The 17,771-nt window shown below is 76.4% G+C and carries 15 protein-coding genes, 1 tRNA gene and 1 riboswitch; of the genes, 8 read left to right on the forward strand and 8 right to left on the reverse strand.

Features of this window, described 5'->3' with window-relative positions:
• Window positions 1-43: 43 nt before the first annotated feature.
• Both ACI79R_RS18330 and ACI79R_RS18335 read left to right on the forward strand, forming a co-directional pair.
• Window positions 44-1,126 carry a WD40/YVTN/BNR-like repeat-containing protein gene (locus tag ACI79R_RS18330; protein ID WP_456575091.1) on the forward strand — a complete coding sequence of 361 codons (1,083 nt, stop codon included), beginning with the start codon at window positions 44-46 and terminating at the stop codon, window positions 1,124-1,126.
• Window positions 1,123-1,401 (forward strand): ubiquitin-like small modifier protein 1, encoded by a 279-nt coding sequence (locus tag ACI79R_RS18335; protein WP_456575092.1) that lies wholly within the window; start codon window positions 1,123-1,125, stop codon window positions 1,399-1,401. The genes ACI79R_RS18330 and ACI79R_RS18335 overlap by 4 nt, the downstream gene beginning before the upstream one ends.
• Before the next feature lie 16 nt (window positions 1,402-1,417).
• Here the strand turns inward: ACI79R_RS18335 and ACI79R_RS18340 are convergent, their stop codons facing one another.
• The 5 genes from ACI79R_RS18340 to ACI79R_RS18360 all read right to left on the reverse strand — a co-directional run bounded on the left by ACI79R_RS18340 (window position 1,418) and on the right by ACI79R_RS18360 (window position 4,891).
• Entirely contained in the window at window positions 1,418-1,663 is a 246-nt protein-coding gene (locus ACI79R_RS18340) for a hypothetical protein (protein ID WP_456575093.1), read from the reverse strand.
• 90 nt (window positions 1,664-1,753) lie between these two features.
• A complete protein-coding gene (locus ACI79R_RS18345) occupies window positions 1,754-2,068 on the reverse strand; it encodes a DMT family transporter (protein ID WP_456575094.1) in 315 nt (104 codons plus the stop codon).
• A gap of 11 nt (window positions 2,069-2,079) precedes the next feature.
• Window positions 2,080-2,146, reverse strand: a riboswitch (guanidine-III (ykkC-III) riboswitch).
• A gap of 8 nt (window positions 2,147-2,154) precedes the next feature.
• Window positions 2,155-3,039 (reverse strand): CPBP family intramembrane glutamic endopeptidase, encoded by an 885-nt coding sequence (locus ACI79R_RS18350; RefSeq protein ID WP_456575095.1) that lies wholly within the window; start codon window positions 3,037-3,039, stop codon window positions 2,155-2,157.
• Window positions 3,036-4,265 (reverse strand): PhzF family phenazine biosynthesis isomerase, encoded by a 1,230-nt coding sequence (locus tag ACI79R_RS18355; protein ID WP_456575096.1) that lies wholly within the window; start codon window positions 4,263-4,265, stop codon window positions 3,036-3,038. The genes ACI79R_RS18350 and ACI79R_RS18355 overlap by 4 nt, the downstream gene beginning before the upstream one ends.
• Window positions 4,265-4,891, reverse strand: coding sequence for an FMN-dependent NADH-azoreductase (locus ACI79R_RS18360; RefSeq protein WP_456575097.1), 627 nt, complete (start codon window positions 4,889-4,891; stop codon window positions 4,265-4,267). The genes ACI79R_RS18355 and ACI79R_RS18360 overlap by 1 nt, the downstream gene beginning before the upstream one ends.
• 140 nt (window positions 4,892-5,031) lie before the next feature.
• On the opposite strand from ACI79R_RS18360, the gene ACI79R_RS18365 reads away from it, so the two are divergent.
• A complete protein-coding gene (locus tag ACI79R_RS18365) occupies window positions 5,032-8,043 on the forward strand; it encodes an ATP-binding protein (protein ID WP_456575098.1) in 3,012 nt (1,003 codons plus the stop codon).
• On the opposite strand, the gene ACI79R_RS18370 is transcribed toward ACI79R_RS18365, so the two are convergent.
• Window positions 8,035-8,107 (reverse strand) — tRNA-His (locus ACI79R_RS18370). The two genes, ACI79R_RS18365 and ACI79R_RS18370, sit on opposite strands and share 9 nt — an antisense overlap.
• A 67-nt stretch (window positions 8,108-8,174) precedes the next feature.
• A complete protein-coding gene (gene orn / locus ACI79R_RS18375; protein ID WP_456575099.1) occupies window positions 8,175-8,840 on the reverse strand; it encodes an oligoribonuclease in 666 nt (221 codons plus the stop codon).
• A 151-nt stretch (window positions 8,841-8,991) separates the two neighbouring features.
• Between orn and ACI79R_RS18380 the strand changes: the two genes are divergently transcribed.
• Together ACI79R_RS18380 and ACI79R_RS18385 are read left to right on the forward strand one after the other, a co-directional pair.
• Window positions 8,992-10,221, forward strand: a complete 1,230-nt coding sequence (locus tag ACI79R_RS18380; RefSeq protein ID WP_456575100.1) for a hypothetical protein — start codon at window positions 8,992-8,994, stop codon at window positions 10,219-10,221.
• A 139-nt stretch (window positions 10,222-10,360) separates the two neighbouring features.
• A complete protein-coding gene (locus ACI79R_RS18385) occupies window positions 10,361-12,238 on the forward strand; it encodes a hypothetical protein (RefSeq protein WP_456575101.1) in 1,878 nt (625 codons plus the stop codon).
• Between the two features lie 61 nt (window positions 12,239-12,299).
• On the opposite strand, the gene ACI79R_RS18390 is transcribed toward ACI79R_RS18385, so the two are convergent.
• A complete protein-coding gene (locus tag ACI79R_RS18390) occupies window positions 12,300-12,899 on the reverse strand; it encodes an SACE_7040 family transcriptional regulator (protein ID WP_456575102.1) in 600 nt (199 codons plus the stop codon).
• A gap of 69 nt (window positions 12,900-12,968) precedes the next feature.
• On the opposite strand from ACI79R_RS18390, the gene ACI79R_RS18395 reads away from it, so the two are divergent.
• The 3 genes from ACI79R_RS18395 to ACI79R_RS18405 are packed head-to-tail and all read left to right on the forward strand — an operon-like array spanning window position 12,969 to window position 17,751.
• Window positions 12,969-14,582 carry a carboxyl transferase domain-containing protein gene (locus tag ACI79R_RS18395; protein ID WP_456575103.1) on the forward strand — a complete coding sequence of 538 codons (1,614 nt, stop codon included), beginning with the start codon at window positions 12,969-12,971 and terminating at the stop codon, window positions 14,580-14,582.
• 8 nt (window positions 14,583-14,590) lie between these two features.
• Window positions 14,591-16,591, forward strand: coding sequence for an acetyl/propionyl/methylcrotonyl-CoA carboxylase subunit alpha (locus ACI79R_RS18400; RefSeq protein WP_456575104.1), 2,001 nt, complete (start codon window positions 14,591-14,593; stop codon window positions 16,589-16,591).
• A complete protein-coding gene (locus ACI79R_RS18405) occupies window positions 16,588-17,751 on the forward strand; it encodes an acyl-CoA dehydrogenase family protein (RefSeq protein ID WP_456575105.1) in 1,164 nt (387 codons plus the stop codon). The genes ACI79R_RS18400 and ACI79R_RS18405 overlap by 4 nt, the downstream gene beginning before the upstream one ends.
• Window positions 17,752-17,771 lie beyond the last annotated feature (20 nt).

The following is a 17,771-nucleotide window of genomic DNA, read 5'->3' on the forward strand; positions in this document are numbered from 1 at the left end:
CAGGGCGCGGCCGGTCCGCGCCCGGACCCACCGGGAGGGCGCCATGACCGACCTGCTCGCCATCGGCACGCGCAAGGGGCTGTGGCTCGCGCGCAGTGACGACGACCGCCGCACCTGGACCCTCGACGGTCCGCACCTGCTCGCCCAGGAGGTGGCGGCGGTGTCGGTCGACACCCGCGGGCCGGTGCCGCGGGTGCTGGCCGGCATCCAGTACGGCCACTGGGGGCCGACGGTCATGCGCTCGGACGACCTCGGCCGCAGCTGGCAGGAGACCGAGTCCGGCGCCATCCGCTTCCCCGAGGACACCGGCGCCGCGCTGGCCCGGGTCTGGCAGCTGCGCCCGGACTCCGCCGACCGGCCCGGGGTGGTGTGGGCCGGCTGCGAGCCGCAGTCGCTGTGGCGCAGCGAGGACGGCGGCTGCACCTTCTCGCTGGTCCGCGGGCTGTGGGACCACCCGCACCGGCCCACCTGGGAGCCCGGCGGCGGCGGGGGAGCGGTGCACACGGTCCTGCCCGACCCGGCCGGCGACCGCGTCGTCGTCGCCATGAGCACCGGCGGCGTCTACGTCAGCGAGGACGGCGGCGGCAGCTTCGCCCCGCGCAACCGGGGCATCTCCGCGGTCTTCCTGCCCGACCCCGAGCCCGAGTACGGCCAGTGCGTGCACAAGGTCGCCGTCGACGCCGGCGACCCCGACCGGATGTACGCCCAGAACCACTTCGGCGTCTTCCGCACCGACGACGCCGGCGGCTCCTGGAGCTCGATCGCCGGCGGGCTGCCGGCCGACTTCGGCTTCCCGATCGTGTCCTCCCCGAGCACCCCGGGGACGGCGTGGGTGGTGCCGCTGGTCGCCGACATGGAGCGCGTGCCGCCGGGCGGCCGGCTGAGGGTGCACCGCACCCGGGACGGCGGGCAGACGTGGACCGAGCTGGGCGAGGGGCTGCCCGACGGCAACTGGTCGGCGGTCATGCGCGACGCCGCCTGCGCCGACGAGGGCGACCCGACCGGGATCTACGTCGGCACCCGCGACGGCTGCGTCTACGCCGGCACCGACGAGGGCGACCGGTTCACCCTCGTCGCGCAGCACCTGCCCGACGTCCTGTCGCTGCGCGCGGCCCGGCTGCCGTGAGCGCCGCGCTGCTGCTGCCCGGCGCCCTGGCCGACCTGGCCGGAGGTGCCCGGCGGCTGGAGGTGCCCGCCGGCGGCACGCTGGCCGGCGTGCTGGACGCCCTGGGCCGCCAGCACCCGCTGCTGGCCCGGCGGATCCGGGACGAGACCGGCGCGCTGCGCCGGTTCGTCAACGTCTACGTCGACGGGGACGACGTCCGCTTCGGCGCCGGTCTCGACACGACCGTGCGGGACGGCGCCGAGGTGCAGGTGCTGCCCTCGGTGGCCGGCGGCTGACCCGCGGCCCGGAGGGCTACAGGGCCGCCAGCTGCGCGCACTCCGGGCACAGCTGGTCGGGCTCGTAGCCCTCCGGGGGCCACGGGGTGTGCTCGTCGACGGCCACGTAGGCGCCGCACAGCGACTTGCGACTGCGGCCGTTGACCCGGCCGATGGTGGCGTGCGCCGGGCCGATCTGGCGCGGCTGCAGCCCGTCGGCGGTCCCCACTGCGCCGACCATCACGACCGAGTGCGCGGTCCCGTAGGCGTAGGCAGTCGTCATGTCGCCAGGGTCCGAGCCCGGCCCGGGTGGCGGAAGCACCCGAGCCTGCGTGTTCGGCGCAGGCGCCCCACCGGTCCCACCCGGCACGGGTCAGTGCGTCAGCTTCAGCCCGATGACGCAGCCGACGATGCCCAGCAGGAGGAACACCCGCAGCGCCGAGAACGGCTCGTCCCCGGAGACCATCGCGTAGCCGGCGGTCAGCGCCGCGCCGATGCCGACCCACACCGCGTAGGCGGTGCCGATCGGCAGGCCGCGCATCGCGTAGGCCAGGCCGGCCATGCTGCCGATGATCGCGACGCCGAAGACCACGCTCGGCGCGAGGCGGGTGAAGCCCTCCGAGCGGCCGAGGGCGGTGGCCCACACCGCCTCGAGGACGCCGGACAGGACGAGGACGAGCCAGTACACGATGCACTCCTGGAACGCCGTCTTGTCGCTGTCCGGGTACGGCGCCGCTCGTCCGGGGACCCGGGAGAGGGCCTGCTCCCAGGATCTCACAGGGGCAGCGGCCCGCAGCGCTCCGGAACGGACGCCCGCCGCCGGGCGCGGGCCCGCAGCGCCAGGCCGCCGAGCGCGGTGACCAGCGCCGTGGCCGCCACCGCCGGCAGCAGCGGGCTGCCGCCGGAGAGCAGGCCGGCGGCGAGGTCGTCCTCGTCGGTGACGGCGTTGAACAGCGCGTGGACCACGCCGACGGCCAGCACGCTGCCGCCGGTGCCGGCCAGGACCACCCCGGCCAGCACCCGGGTCAGCAGTCCGAGGACCAGCAGCAGGCCGACGCTGGTGGCCACCGAGGCCACGGTCACCGTGCCGGTCAGCTGCAGCGGCACGTGGAGGCCGGCGAAGGCGACCGCCGTCAGCAGCGCCGCCGGCCAGAAGCCGTGCCGCTCCTGCACGCGGACCTGCAGGAAGCCCGCCCAGACGGTCTCCTCCCACAGGTTGACCACCACCAGGGCGCCGACGGTGGAGACCAGCGCGCCGAGCAGCACCCCGCCCAGGTCGCCGGTCTCCAGCCTGCGGCCCGACGCCAGCCCGACCGCGACGGTGGCCACCGGCAGGCCGGCGAGGACGGCGACCCACCAGCCGGCGGGGAACCGCCAGCGGAACGCCCGGGCCAGCAGTGCCCGCACGCCGGCGCGGCCGTCGACCACCGCCGTCACCCCCAGCGCGGCCGGCAGCATCACCAGCAGGAGCGTCGCCAGCACGAACGGCTCGGCCGGCAGCGGCCCGCCGGGCAGCACCCCGTGCGCGGTCAGCGCCGGCACGGCCATCAGCGGCCAGCCGCCCGCGGTGACGAGCACGGCGAACGCGGTCAGCGGGCGGTGGGTGATCCAGCGACGGGCGGGGGAGAGCGCGGGCGACGGGGTCGCGGTGGCGGTCATGACAGCTCCTCGGGGTGAGACGGTGCGGGGGAGGGCAGGGCGACGGCGGTGCCGCTGACGCGGATGCCGCTGTCCGGTCCGGGCGGGACGGTGACGGTCAGCCGGCTGGGCCGGCCCATGTCGGCGCCCTGCAGGACGGTGACGGTGGCGGGGAGGGGGCCCAGGCCCTGCTCGCGGAGGTAGCCGCCGAGTGCCGCGGCGGCGGCACCGGTGGCCGGGTCCTCCACGACCCCGCCGGGCGGGAAGGGGTTGCGGGCGTGGAAGGTGGTGGCGTCCTCGCGCCAGACGAGGGCGACCGTCGTCCAGCCGCGCCGCTCCATCAGCGCGCCGAGGGCGTCGTGATCGTGGTGCAGGGCGGCCAGTCGCTCCCGGCTGCCCGCCGCGACCACCGGGTGCCAGGCGCCGGCGTAGGCCACCCGCACCGGCAGCGCCGGGTCGAGGTCGGCCTCCGACCAGCGCAGCGCGCGCAGCAGGCCCCGGCGGTCGCCGTCGGGCATGGCGACGGTCCGTGGCGGGACGCTGGTCAGCGTTGCCATCCAGGTGCCGTCCGCGGCCCGCTCCGTGGCCACCGGCACCGGGCCGGCCGCGGTGGCGAACAGCACCGGTCCTGGACCGGTGCGCTCGGCCATGGCGACCGCCGCGGCGATGGTCGCGTGCCCGCAGAAGCTCACCTCGGCGCGCGGGCTGAAGTACCGCACGTCGACGGTGTCGCCCCGGGGGACCAGGAAGGCGGTCTCGGAGAAGCCGACCGCCGCGGCGGTCGCCTGCATCAGCTCGTCGGTCATGCCGCGGGCGTCCAGCACCACGCCCGCCGGGTTGCCGCCGGACAGGTCGGCGCTGAAGGCCGTGTAGCGGAGGACCTCGGCAGGCCGGCGGGCCTGTCGGTCGACGTCGATCCAGTACTCGGTGATCCGCCCGTCCTCGACGAGGTAGCGGGCGCGGCCGTGCTCGAGGTCCGCGCCGGTCTGCCGCCACGTCACGTCGACGGTCCCCCCGCCGGTGGCGGAGACGTCGAGCACCTCGAACGTCCACGGGCCCTGGTCGCGCTGGAGGTCGCGCACGTGGTCGGCGTAGCCGTCGGGGGTCCGCCGGAGCACCTCCCGCTCGGCGCCGGGCCGGCCCTGGTGGGCCAGGACGTGCGGCGCGAGGTACCAGCGGGCGCGGTCGGGGTGCCGCCCCGAGCGCACGTCCCGGAGGAAGCCGCGGACGACGGTCTCGGCGGTCATCAGAACTTCGCCGCCAGGTCGCGGGCCGCCTCGTGCGCGCGGACCCGCGCGGCGTCGGCGTCGGCGGTGGCCAGGTTCGGGCGGAAGGAGACCTCCTCGACGTCGGTGACGCCGGCCCAGGCCAGCCAGTCGTGCAGGTAGGGGCCCTGGAAGTCCGAGCCGAAGGACGGCGGCCGGCCCGGGCCGTAGACGGCGCTGGTCAGCAGCAGCGCGGCCTTCCTGCCCTGCAGCAGCCCGGTGTAGCCGGCCTCCGGGTCGAAGCCGAACACCATGCCCGGCTGGCTGACCACGTCGATGAACTGCTTGAGCACGTAGGGGATGCCGGCGTTCCACATCGGAACGCTGAACAGGTACTTGTCGGCGGCGTCGAGCCGGCGGAACGTCGCGACCGCCCGGGACCACGCCTCGGCGGCCGCGCCCTCGGGCTCGCTGCCGGCGAAGACCGCCATCTTCGCCGCGGCGGCGGCCGGCCCGAACTCCGGCAGGGTGCCGTCCCAGAGGTCGAGGGTGTCGACGTCGTCCAGCGGGTTGAGCTGCCGGTAGGTGTCGAGGAACGTCGCGGCCAGCGCGAGGGACTCGGAGCGGGCGCCACGCGGGGACGCGGAGACGTGCAGCAGACGGGACACGGGGAACTCCTCGGTGTGGTCCGCGGCCCTGTGCCGCGGCTGCACCGACCGTCGTCCCGGCGCCTGTCACGCCCCTGTCGCGCGGCTGTCACGGGTAGCGTCCCCGCGTCGCGATCGCCCGTGCGTCGAGGAGCCGGCCGGTGGAACTCCTGGTGCTGGGCCCGCTGGAGGTGCTCCGTGCCGGCCGGCCGGTGCCGGTGCGCCGCGGCCGGCCCCGCCGGCTGCTGCTGGCGCTGCTGATCCGCCGGGGCGACCCCGTGCCGCAGGACGCGCTCGTCGACCAGCTGTGGGGCGCCGAGCCACCGGTGAACGCCGGCAACGCGCTGCACGTGCTCGTCTCCTACCTGCGCCGCACCGTGGTCGGCCCCGAGCTGGCCATCGAGCGCGCCGCCACCGGCTACCGCCTCGTGGTCGACCCCGACCGGGTGGACGCGCACCGCTTCGAGCAGCTGGTGCGCCGCGCGGCGGCGGAGGACGGCGACCCGGCCGGCCGGCTGGCCGACGCGACCGGGGCCCTGGCCCTGTGGCGCGGCCCGGCGCTGGCCGAGGCGGCCGACGACGCGTTCGCCCAGGCCGACATCGCCCGGCTCGGGGAGCTGCGGGTGCAGGCGCAGGAGGCCCGGGCGGCGGCGCTGCTGGACCTCGGCCGCCACGACGAGGCGCTGCCGGACCTCGGCCAGCTGGTGCGCGAGCACCCTTTCCGGGAGCGGCTGCACGGCCAGCACGCCCTCGCCCTGTACCGGGCCGGGCGCCAGGCCGACGCGCTGGCGGCCCTCGACCGGGCCCGGTCGGCGCTGGCCGAGGAGCTCGGCCTCGATCCCGGCCCGCACCTGCAGGACCTCGCCCGGCGGATCCTGCGCCAGGACCCGGCCCTCGACGCCCCGGCCGGTTCCGCGGACGTGCCGGCGGCCGACCGGTCCGCGCCCGCGCTCGTGGCAGAGCCGCCGCCCGGGCCCGGCGCCTCCCACGTGCCGGAGCCGCTCACCTCGCTGGTCGGCCGCGAGGACCAGGTGGCCGCGGTGCGCGGACTGCTCGCCGGGCACCGGCTGGTCACGCTGACCGGCCCGGGTGGCGCCGGCAAGACCCGGCTGGCAGCGGAGGTCGTGCGGGCCCTCGACGGCGACCCGGTGTGGTGGGCGGACCTCGGAGCCGTGCCGGCCGGATCCGCGGTGGAGGCCGCGGTCGCCGCCGCCACGGGCACCGGCCTGGCCTCGGCCGACGACGCCGCGGGCGAGCTGCGCCGGGCGATCGGCCCGCGTCGCGCGGTGCTCGTGCTCGACACCTGCGAGCACGTCGCCGACGCGGTCGCCCGGCTGGTCGCCGTCCTCGTCGCCGGGTGCCCGCAGCTGCGCGTGCTGGCCACCAGCCGCCGGCCGCTCGGCGTTGCCGGTGAGCTGGTCCGGCCGGTGCCGCCCCTGCCGGTGCCCGGGCCGGCCGACGCGACGCTCGCCGCCGTCGCCGCGTCGCCGGCGGTGCAGCTGTTCTGCGACCGCGCCGCCGCCGTCCGCCCGGGCTTCGCCCTCGACGCGGCCAACGCGGGGGACGTCGGCACGGTGTGCCGGCTGCTCGACGGCCTGCCCCTGGCCATCGAGCTGGCCGCCGGGCACGCCGCGGCGCTGAGCCCGGGCAAGATCGCCGCGTTGCTCGCCGATCGCATGCGGCTGCTGGGGGAGGGCGGCGGCCCCGGCCGGACCGCGGGGCTGCGGGCCGCGGTCGACCGGAGCTACGACCTGCTGTCCGCCGACGAGGCGCGCTTCCTCGACCGGCTGTCGGTCTTCGCCGGGGCCTTCCCCCTGGAGGCGGCGGTCGAGGTGGCCGGCGCCGGTCTGGCCACCGACGGCCTGCAGGTGCTGCTGAGCCTGGTGCGCCAGTCGCTCGTGGCGGCCGGGGACGACGACCACTTCCGGTTGCTCGACACCATCCGCGCGTACGCCGCCGACCGGCTGTCGGCCGACCCGGAGGAGCCGCCGGCCGCCGCCGACCGGCACGCCCGCTGGTACGCCGCCTTCGCCGAGGACGCCGACCGGAACATCCGCGGCGCCGACCAGGCCGGCTGGTTCGCCGACCTGCGCACCGCCCGGGCCGACCTGCGCGCGGCGCTGCGCCACTGCCTCACCGGCTTCCGGCCTCGCCCGGAGCTGGGCGCCCGGCTGGTGTGCTCCCTGTCGTGGGCGTGGTCCTACGAGGGCTCCTTCGCCGAGGCGCGGGCGTGGATCGCCGCGGCGCGGGCGGCCGGGCCGTACGAGCCGCGCCTGGACGCCTGGCTGCACCTGGCCGCGGGCATGCACGCCGAATCGGTGGGTGACCTGCGCGCCGCCGAGGACGAGTGCCGGCAGGCGGCCGCGGGCTTCGCCGCCGTCCACGACGTGGGCGGGGAGGCCCGCAGTCTCCTGCACCTGGGCACCGCCTGCTGGGCGCAGGACCGGCTCGCCGAGGCGGCCGCGGCCCAGGACCGGTCGGTGGAGCTGTACCGGTCCGTGCACTCCGACAGCGGCACGGGGCTGGGCCTGGTGCTGCGGGCGCGGACCGCGCTCGACGAGGGGGACGCGGCGATGGCCCGGCAGCTGCTGGCCGACGCCCGGCACGTGCTGCGCCGGGCGGGGGACCGGCACCTGGAGGCGCTCCGCCTGGACCAGCTGGCCCGCACCTGCCTCGCCGACGGGGAGCCGGCCGAGGCCGCCGCGCTGGCCCGGGAGGGGCTCGCGGTGTTCGAGGCGGTGGGCTACCCGGAGGGTGTCACCTCGGGGCTGCAGACCCTGGGGCAGGCGGTGCTGGCCCTCGGGGACCGATCCGCGGCGGCCGGCCTGTTCGCGCGGGCGGCCCGGAACGCCGCCGGCATCGGCCAGCCGGCCGCCGTCGCCGAGAGCCTCGACCTGCTCGCCGAGACCGTGGCGGTCGCGGACCCGGAGGCGGCCGCCCGGCTGGCCGGGCACGCCGAGCAGCTGCGCGCCGACGGCGGGCTGCCGACCACCCCCGCCCAGCGCGGCCGCCTGGCGCAGTGGCAGCCGCCGCTGCGCCGGCAGCTCGGCGGGCGCTACGCGGCCGTCGCGGCCGAGGGCCGGTTCGCGGAGCTGACCGAGCTGCTCGACGTGCCGGGAACGACCGAGGCCCCGGTCAGTCGCCTGACCGGGGCCTCGTCTCGGGGTGAGTGACGGGACTTGAACCCGCGACTCCCAGGACCACAACCTGGTGCTCTACCAGCTGAGCTACACCCACCGTGGGTCCCCGCCGAGCCGCGGAGCCGCGACGTGCCGGGGAACCGGCGCAACGATACCCGAGAGGGTCAGGCGCCCGACGCGGCCGGGGGTGCCGAGGCGTCGCCGTCGGCCAGCAGCGGGGCGAAGGTCTCCACGACGGCGCCCGCCGCCGCCTGCGCCTCGGCGCTGCTGGGGCCGGCGCCGGCCACGAACAGCGTCCGCCGGTAGTAGGCGAGCTCCCGGACCGACTCGATGATGTCGGCCAGCGCGCGGTGCGCCAGGCCCTTGGGCGGCTGGGCGAAGTAGACCCGCGGGAACCAGCGGCGGGCCAGCTCCTTGAGCGAGGAGACGTCGACCATCCGGTAGTGCAGGTGGTCGTCGAGCTCGGGCATGTCGCGGGCCAGGAAGCCGCGGTCGGTGCCGATCGAGTTGCCGCACAGCGGGGCGGTGCGCCGCTCGGGCACCCACCGCTTGATGTAGGCCAGCAGCTGCTGCTCGGCCTCGGCGACGGTGAGGGTGGCGGCGCGCACCGCCTCGGTCAGCCCGGACTTCGCGTGCATCTCGGTGACCACGGGCGCCATGCCGGCGAGGTCGGCGTCGTCGGCGGAGATCACCAGATCCAGGCCGGGGTCCAGGACGTTGAGCTCGGAGTCGGTCACGAGCACCGCGACCTCGATCAGCTTGTCCTTGGTGAGGTCCAGCCCGGTCATCTCGCAGTCGATCCAGACCAGGTGCCCTGCGCTCTCCGCCACGAGCGACGACCCTACGCACCGCCCGTCACGTCTGCCCCGCGGCCCGCGCATTACCGCATGCGGCACTCCGCTGCCAGTCGAAGGGGTCGGAATCACGCCTCCGCGCCGTTAGGCTCGCGACGGCCGCACCCATGACCCAGGGAGACCCCACGTGCCCGTTCGATCCCGCCCCGCCGCGACCGCTGCCGCGGTCCCCCCGGCGCCGGGCTCCCTGGCGGCGGCCATCCGGTCCCCGTTCACCACCCTGCGCTGGCTGTGGGTGGCGTACATGACGCCCGGCCGGCCCGGGCGGTCCACCAGCGAGCAGGAGCTGCGGTGGATCTACACCGCCTGGCTCGGCGCGTTCCTGCTGAAGATGCTGGGCTCGTCGTGGGACGTCTCGTGGCACTTCAAGTGGCTGCGCGACGACCTGGCGCCGCCGCACCTGCTCAACTCCGCCGGCACCGCGGTGGTCATCGCCCTCGTGGTGTTCCACAGCTACACCGGCTACGGCGTCGACCGCCGGGCGCTGCGGCTCATGCAGTGGGGGATCGGCACCTTCCTGATCGCCATCCCGATCGACATCCTCAACCACCGGATCAACGGGCTGGACATCACCAGCTGGAGCCCCAGCCACGCGCTGCTCTACATCGGCACCGCGATCATGCTGGCCGGCGCCATCCGCGGCTGGTGGCTGTACGCCGCCCCGGGGCGGATCCGCACGTTGGTCTCGCTGGGCCTGTGGCTGTTCTTCGTCGAGAACGCCGTCTTCCCCAACCAGCACCAGGAGTACGGCGTCCTGTCGCTGCGCGCCTACGACGCGGGCGACACCACCGCCGAGCAGCAGCTGCTGGACTTCGCCGCCTCGCAGGGGCAGACGCCGACGATGTTCATGCTGCCGGTGCCCTCGTGGGTGCACCCTGCCTGGATCCTGTGCGCCGGCCTGCTCTCCCTGGTCGTCGCCCGCAAGATGGTCGGCGCGCGGTGGACGGCGACGATCGTCGTCGGCGCCTACCTCGCCTACCGCGCGGTCATGTGGCTCGGCCTGGTCGCGATGAACTTCCCACCCTCGGTGCTGCCGCTGGTCATGCTCGTCGGCGCCGTCGCCGTCGACCTGGCGATCACCTACCGGCTGCCGGGCTGGAGCGCGGCACCGGCCACCGCCGCGCTGGTCTACCTCTCCGGCTACGGCCTGGACGCGGTGGACCTGCTGCCGCCGTGGAACTTCGGCTGGTGGTCCATGGCGATCGTGCTCGCCTCCTTCACCGTCCTCTGGACGGCGGTCGACGTGCTCGAGCGCAGCGCATGGCTGGCCCGCTGGCGGCAGCCGGTGGCGCCGGGTGCCCCGGACGGCGAGCCGGCCCGCACGCCCGCCACGACCGGCGGCGCGTCGACCCGTTAGGGAGCGGGACCGACCCGTCACATGACGTAGCGTCGGAGGGGAGGCCGGTGCGCCGGCCGCTCCTCGGCGCGCCCGCCGTGCGGTTCCCGGCTGCGGTCCGGGCCGCAGCCCCGCCACCCCCACCCCGGAGGACGACGACGTGCTGGCCCTCACCCCCGCGCCGCTGCAGACGGCGGGGGAGCGTGCGCTCTTCGCGGAGCTGGCGCGCTGGGACACCGGCGGCGCGGTGCGCGGCGCCGTCCTCGCGTCGCTGCCCATGGGCGACGGCCCGATGGGCCGCCGCATCTCCGACGCCGTGCTGTTCGTGCCCGAGGGCCTGGCCGTCGTCCGCATCGCCGAGGTGGACCGGCAGTCCGGCGTCGTCACGGCCACCCCCGAGGGCGCCTGGACCATCGGCCCCGGCGCGGGCCCGGGCGACGTCCTGCAGCTGGCCGGCGGCGGGTCCACCCCGCTGGACGGCCTCATGCGGTCGGGCATGGACGCCGCCGTGCGGCTGCGCCGCGCGGGGCTCGAGCCGGGCCGGATCGCCCGGCTCACCGTGCTCGTCGGCGCGCTGACCGGGCTGGTGCCCGCCGACGGTGATCTCGGCGAGGGCGACCAGGTGGCGCTGCTGGAGTCGCGGTCGCTGCTGCTGGGCATCGCCCGCGCCGCGCGCTACGCCGGCGTCGGCAACCCGCGGCTGTGGACCACCGCCGACGTCCGCGCAGCCCTGGAGGCCCTCGGCTTCCCCGGGCGCGGCCCGTCGGTCGAGGAGCTCAACGGCGAGGGGTTCCCGTACTCGCCCTACGTGCTGCGCAAGCCCGAGCTGCTGGCCCCGGCCGCCATGAATGCCGCCTCCGCGGCGCCGCCGCCCCCCGCGCCCGCACCCGCGGCGCCGCCGGCCCGCCCGATCGCGCCGGTGACCGGCGGGTTCGTCGCGCAGGGGCCGAACGGTCCGCTGGTCGACCCGGCGGCCGCCGCGGCGGTCGCGGCCGCCGCCATCCGGGCCGACGAGGCCGCCGCCCGGGCCGCCGCTCCGGCTCCGGCCCACGCCCCGGCCCCGGCTCCGGCCCCGGCTCCGGTCTACGTCCCGTCGGCCCCGGTCCCGGCCCCGGCCCCGGCTCCCGCCCCGGCCCCGGCTCCCGCCCCTGCTCCGGCGCATTCCTGGGGGGCGCCGCCCTCCCGGGCGACGGTGCCGTCCTGGGGGGCCGCGCCGGCCGATCCGCCGCCCGCCCCGGCGCCGGCGCCGGACGAGACCGACGGCATCGGCGGCCTGTTCGGCCGGCCGGAGCCCGAGACGCCGCCGCCGGGGCCCGCGCTGCCGCCCACGCTCGTGTCGCCGCGCACCGAGCTGCCGCCCGGCGTCCCGCTGGTGGGGCCGCGCCGCCGTCCCGGCCGCAACCGGCGGATGGCGCTGCTCGCCGCCGCCGTGGTGGCCGTGCTCGCCGTCGTCGTGATCGGCGCGGTGCTGCTCTTCGGCGGATCCGACGACGACCCCTCGGACATCCCGGCCGCCGGCGGGTCCGCGCAGTCGTCGGCCCCCGCCGAGCCCGCCGACACCGGCCCGCAGCCGGGCGACACCACCGAGCTCGACGGCATCCCGTTCATGCTGCAGGAGGTCGACACCGACGACACCTGCGTCGGCCACGCCTACGGTGCGGTCGCCGACTTCTTCGAGGACAGCGACTGCGCGGGCCTGGCCCGGGCGCTGTACTCCGCCGAGGTCGACGGGGCGCCCGTCGTCGTGTCGGTGTCGGTGGTCGACATGGGCGACACCGCCGGCGCCCGGGCGCTGCGCGCGCTGACCGACCGCAACGGCAGCGGCAACGTCAGCGACCTGCTGCGCGAGGGCGTGCGTTACTCCGGCGGGCCGGCCGAGCTCTCCGGCGCGGAGTACGCCAGCGCGGTCGCCGGGAGCACCGTGACGATCGTCGAGGCCGCGTGGGTCGACCCCGCCGGCGGTGGCACGACGGCCGACCTCGACCTGGTCGCCGGCACCGGGCTGGCGCTGCCGATGCCCGACCCGACGGACGGCTGAAGAATCTCGGGCATAGGAGGCTTTCCGCACGTTTCTGCGCCCGAAACGGGCGCATAGCCTCCTATGCCGTCGCGGCGGCCTCGGCCATCGCGGTCAGCAGCTCCGCCATCGCCTCCCGCGGCAGCCGCCCGCCGCTGTGCGGCGTGGAGTTGACCAGCCCGAACACCGCGTGCGCCCGGGCCCGGCAGGCGGCCACCCCGGCTCCGTGGTGCAGGGCGGTCAGCACGCCCACCCACACCTCGACGTAGCGCCGCTGCAGCCGGCGCACCTGCGCGGCGTCCGCCGGGGCCAGTGACCCCAGGTCGCGGTCCTGCACGGTGATCAGCGCCGGGTTGTCCAGCGCGAAGTCGACCTGGAAGGCGATCAGCGCCCGCAGCTGGGCGCGGGGGTCGTCCCCCGCCGCGGCCACGCATCCGGTGCCGCCGGCCAGCAGCCGCTCGCTGATGCGCAGCAGCATCTCGGCGAGCATCGCGTCCTTGCTGGCGAAGTGCCGGTAGATCGCCGGGCCGGTCACGCCCACGGCCGCGCCGACGTCGTCCACCCCGACCGCCCGCGAGCCGCGCTCGGCGAACAGCTGGGCCGCCGCGCGCAGGATCTGCTCCCGCCGGGAGGGCCGGGCGGCGTCGGCCGACAGCGCGCTGTCGCTGGCGGTGCCGGTCACGCCGGGGATGTTAACCGCCGTGTACGGAATGCGTGGACGTCGAAGTGAACCGCCGTTAACATCCGGGGCGTGGATGCCCCCGTGCTCAGCCGCGCCACACCGCCCGATCCCGATGCCGCCGCGCGCAACGCCGCGGCGCACACCGCGCTCGCCGCCGACCTCGCCGCGCAGCTGCGCCGGGTCGCCGAGGGTGGCGGCGAGCGCGCGCGGGCGCGGCACGTGGAGCGGGGGAAGCTGCTGCCGCGGGAGCGGGTGGACGCGCTGCTGGACCCGGGCAGCCCGTTCCTCGAGCTGTCGCCGATGGCCGCGCACGGGATGTACGGCGACGAGGCGCCCGCGGCCGGGATCATCACCGGCATCGGCCGGGTGGCCGGGCGCGAGTGCGTCGTCGTCGCCAACGACGCCACCGTCAAGGGCGGCACCTACTACCCGATGACGGTGAAGAAGCACCTGCGCGCCCAGGAGGTGGCGCTGCACAACCGGTTGCCGTGCCTGTACCTGGTCGACTCGGGAGGTGCGTTCCTGCCGCTGCAGGACGAGGTGTTCCCCGACCGGGAGCACTTCGGCCGGATCTTCTACAACCAGGCCACGATGTCGAAGGCCGGCATCCCGCAGATCGCCGCGGTCCTGGGCTCGTGCACCGCCGGCGGGGCGTACGTGCCGGCGATGAGCGACGAGGCGGTGATCGTCCGCGAGCAGGGCACGATCTTCCTGGGCGGCCCGCCGCTGGTGAAGGCCGCGACCGGCGAGGTGGTGACCGCCGAGGAGCTCGGCGGCGGCGACCTGCACTCCCGGGTGTCGGGGGTGACCGACCACCTGGCCGACGACGACGCGCACGCCCTGTCGATCGTCCGCCAGATCGTCGGCACGCTGGGCCCGCGCAACCCCCGCCCGTGGGACGTCGAGCCGGTCGAGGAACCGCTGCACGACCCCGCGTCGGTCTACGAGGTGGTGCCGCCGGATCCGCGCACCCCCTACGACGTGCGGGACGTGATCGCCCGGCTGGTCGACGGCTCGCGGTTCGCCGAGTTCAAGCCGCTCTACGGCGCCACGCTGGTCACCGGCTTCGCCCGGCTGCACGGCCACCCGGTCGGCATCGTCGCCAACAACGGCGTGCTGTTCGCCGAGTCCGCGCTCAAGGGCGCCCACTTCATCGAGCTGTGCGACCGCCGCAGCATCCCGCTGCTGTTCCTGCAGAACATCTCCGGGTTCATGGTCGGCCGCGACTACGAGGCCGGCGGCATCGCCAAGCACGGCGCCAAGATGGTCACCGCCGTCGCCTGCGCCCGGGTGCCCAAGCTGACCGTGGTCATCGGCGGCTCCTTCGGCGCCGGCAACTACTCGATGTGCGGCCGGGCCTACTCGCCTCGCTTCCTGTTCACCTGGCCCAACGCCCGCATCTCGGTGATGGGGGGAGAGCAGGCCGCCAGCGTGCTCGCCCAGGTGCGCCGCGACGGCATCGAAGCCCGCGGTGAGCAGTGGCCGCCCGAGGAGGAGGAGGCCTTCAAGGCCCCGATCCGCGAGCAGTACGAGACCCAGGGCCACCCGTACCACGCCACCGCCCGGCTGTGGGACGACGGCGTGATCGACCCCGCCCAGACCCGCACCGTGCTGGGCCTGGCCCTCTCCGCCTGCGCCAACGCGCCGCTCGAGGACGTCGGCTACGGCGTCTTCCGGATGTGAGGGGCTCGATGTTCGACACCGTCCTGGTCGCCAACCGCGGCGAGATCGCCGTCCGGGTCGTGCGCACGCTGCGCGCGATGGGCATCCGCTCGGTCGCCGTGTACAGCGACGCCGACGCCGGCGCGCTGCATCCCCGCGTCGCCGACGTCGCCGTCCGGCTCGGCCCGGCGCCGGCCGCCGACAGCTACCTGTCCGTCGAGCGGGTCGTCGACGCCGCCCTGCGCACCGGCGCGCAGGCGGTGCACCCCGGCTACGGCTTCCTCTCCGAGAACGTCGAGCTGGCCCGGGCCTGCGCGGACGCCGGGCTGGTCTTCATCGGCCCGCCGGTGGCCGCCATCGAGGCGATGGCCGACAAGATCCGGGCGAAGCAGACCGTCGCCGCGGCCGGTGTCCCGGTCGTGCCGGGTCGCACCGAGCCCGGCATGGACGACGACACGGTGGCCGCGGCCGCGGTCGAGACCGGCTTCCCGGTGCTGCTCAAGCCCAGCGCCGGCGGCGGCGGCAAGGGCATGCGCGTGGTGCGCACGGAGGCCGAGCTGCCCGAGGCGATCGCCGCCGCCCGCCGCGAGGCCCGCGGCTCGTTCGGCGACGACACGCTGCTCGTCGAGCGGTACGTCGGCGCGGCCCGGCACATCGAGGTGCAGGTGCTCGGTGACACCGTCGGCACCGTCGTCCACCTCGGCGAGCGGGAGTGCAGCCTGCAGCGCCGGCACCAGAAGGTGATCGAGGAGGCGCCGTCCCCGCTGCTGGACGCCGCCACCCGTGCGGCGATGGGCACCGCCGCCGTCGAGGCGGCCCGCGCGGTCGGCTACACCGGCGCGGGCACCGTGGAGTTCATCGTCGACGCCGGCCGGCCCGAGGGGCTGGAGTTCTTCTTCCTCGAGATGAACACCCGGCTGCAGGTCGAGCACCCGGTCACCGAGTGCGTCACCGGCCTGGACCTGGTGGAGCTGCAGGTGCGGATCGCTGCCGGGGAGCCGCTGCCGTTCGCCCAGGACGACGTCGTCCTCGAGGGGCACGCGATCGAGGCGCGGGTGTACGCCGAGGACCCCGCCCGCGGCTTCCTCCCGCAGGCCGGCACCGTGCTGGGGCTGGCCGAGCCCGTGGGGCCGGGCGTCCGCGTCGACGGCTCGCTGGCGGTGGGCTCCGTCGTCGGCACCGACTACGACCCGATGCTGGCCAAGGTGGTCGCGCACGGTCCCGACCGGGAGACCGCCCGCGCCCGGCTGGTCGCCGCGCTGGAACGCACCGCCGTCCTCGGCGTGCCGACCAACACCGCGTTCCTCCGGGCGCTGCTGGCCGATCCCGACGTCGTCGCCGGCCGGCTGGACACCGGGCTGATCGAGCGCCGGGGGGAGTCGCTGACCGCGGCCGGCCCGGTGCCGGAGGTGTTCCTCGCCGCCGCGGCGCTGGCCCTGCTGGCCGAGGCGGAGCCCGCCGGGCCGGTGGTCGATCGCTGGGACGTGCCCGACGGCTGGCGGCTCGGCGAGCCGGCCGAGACGGTGCGGCGGCTGCAGGCCCCCGGCGGGGAGCCGGCCACGGTGCGGATCCGCGGCCGGGCCGCTGACGCCCGGGTGCGCATCGGGGACGGCGAGCCGCGGCCGGCCCGCGCGGTGCCGGACGGCGACGGCCTGCTGGTGACCCTCGGCGGCGTCACCACGCGGTTCGCCGTGGCGCACGCCGCGGGCACCGTGTGGCTGGCCGCCGGCGGGCGGGTCGTGGCGCTGCGCGAGCAGGAGCGGCTGGCCGCGGCGTCGTCGGCCGGGGCGGCCGACGGCGTCGTCACCGCGCCCATGCCGGGCACGGTGACCGTGGTGCGCGCCGCGGTCGGCGACGAGGTGGCGGCGGGAACCCCGCTGCTGGTCGTCGAGGCGATGAAGATGGAGCACGTGCTGACCGCCCCTGTCGCGGGGACGGTCACCGAGCTCCCGGTGACGGCCGGCCGACCGGTCCGGCTCGACGAACGGGTGGCCGTGGTGACCCCACCGGCGCCCACCGAGGGGGAGTGACGCGGGTGCTGGACTACCGGCTCGACGAGGAGACCGAGGCGCTGCGGCGCACCGTCCGCGAGTTCGCGCAGGAGGTGGTGGCGCCGCAGATCGGGGAGTTCTACGAGCGGGACGAGTTCCCGACCGGGATCGTGCGGCAGATGGGCGAGCTCGGCCTGTTCGGGCTGCCCTTCCCCGAGGAGTACGGCGGCTCGGGGGGCACCTACTTCACCCTCTGCGTGGCGCTGGAGGAGCTCGGCCGCGTGGACAGCTCCGTGGCGATCACCCTGGAGGCCGGCGTCTCGCTCGGCGCGATGCCGATCTACCGGTTCGGCACCGAGGAGCAGAAGCAGCGCTGGCTGCCCCGGCTGTGCGCGGGGGAGGCGCTGGGGGCGTTCGGGCTGACCGAGCCCGGCGGTGGCTCCGACGCCGGCGCCACCCGGACCACCGCCCGGCTGGAGGACGGCGAGTGGGTCGTCAACGGCTCCAAGGCGTTCATCACCAACGCCGGCACCGAGCTCACCGAGCTGGTGACCGTCACCGCCGTCACCGGCACCCGCCCCGACGGCGGCAAGGAGATCTCCGCGATCGCCATCCCGTCGGGCACGCCCGGGTTCACGGTGGGGCAGCGGTACTCCAAGGTCGGCTGGAACGCCTCGGACACGCGGGAGCTCGCCTTCGACGACGTCCGGGTGCCGGCGGAGAACCTGGTGGGGGAGCGGGGGCGCGGCTACGCGCAGTTCCTCTCCATCCTCGACGAGGGCCGGGTGGCGATCTCCGCGCTGTCGGTGGGCCTGGCGCAGGGGTGCGTCGACGAGTCGGTGAAGTACGCCCGCCAGCGGGAGGCGTTCGGCCAGCCGATCGGCCGGAACCAGGCGATCCAGTTCATGATCGCCGACATGGAGGTGCGGGCCGCCACCGCGCGGCTGGCGTACTACCGGGCCGCCGAGCGGATGCTGCGCGGTGAGCCGTTCAAGCGCGAGGCCTCGATCGCCAAGCTCTACAGCTCCGAGGCGGCGGTGGACAACGCCCGCTACGCCGCCCAGGTGCACGGCGGGTACGGGTTCATGAACGAGTTCCCGGTGGGCCGGTTCTACCGCGACGCGAAGATCCTGGAGATCGGGGAGGGCACCAGCGAGGTGCAGCGGATGCTGATCGCCCGCGACCTGGGCGTCGCCTGACCGTCGCCTGACCGGAGTGT

This window comes from Blastococcus sp. SYSU D00820, from assembly GCF_054050695.1.

Coding starts and splice junctions, on each gene's coding strand:
- ACI79R_RS18330 (WP_456575091.1), top strand. CDS start 44: ATGACCGACCTGCTCGCCATCGGCACGCGCAAGGGGCTGTGGCTCGCG.
- ACI79R_RS18340 (WP_456575093.1), bottom strand. CDS start 1,663: ATGACGACTGCCTACGCCTACGGGACCGCGCACTCGGTCGTGATGGTC.
- ACI79R_RS18350 (WP_456575095.1), bottom strand. CDS start 3,039: ATGACCGCCACCGCGACCCCGTCGCCCGCGCTCTCCCCCGCCCGTCGC.
- ACI79R_RS18400 (WP_456575104.1), top strand. CDS start 14,591: ATGTTCGACACCGTCCTGGTCGCCAACCGCGGCGAGATCGCCGTCCGG.
- ACI79R_RS18355 (WP_456575096.1), bottom strand. CDS start 4,265: ATGACCGCCGAGACCGTCGTCCGCGGCTTCCTCCGGGACGTGCGCTCG.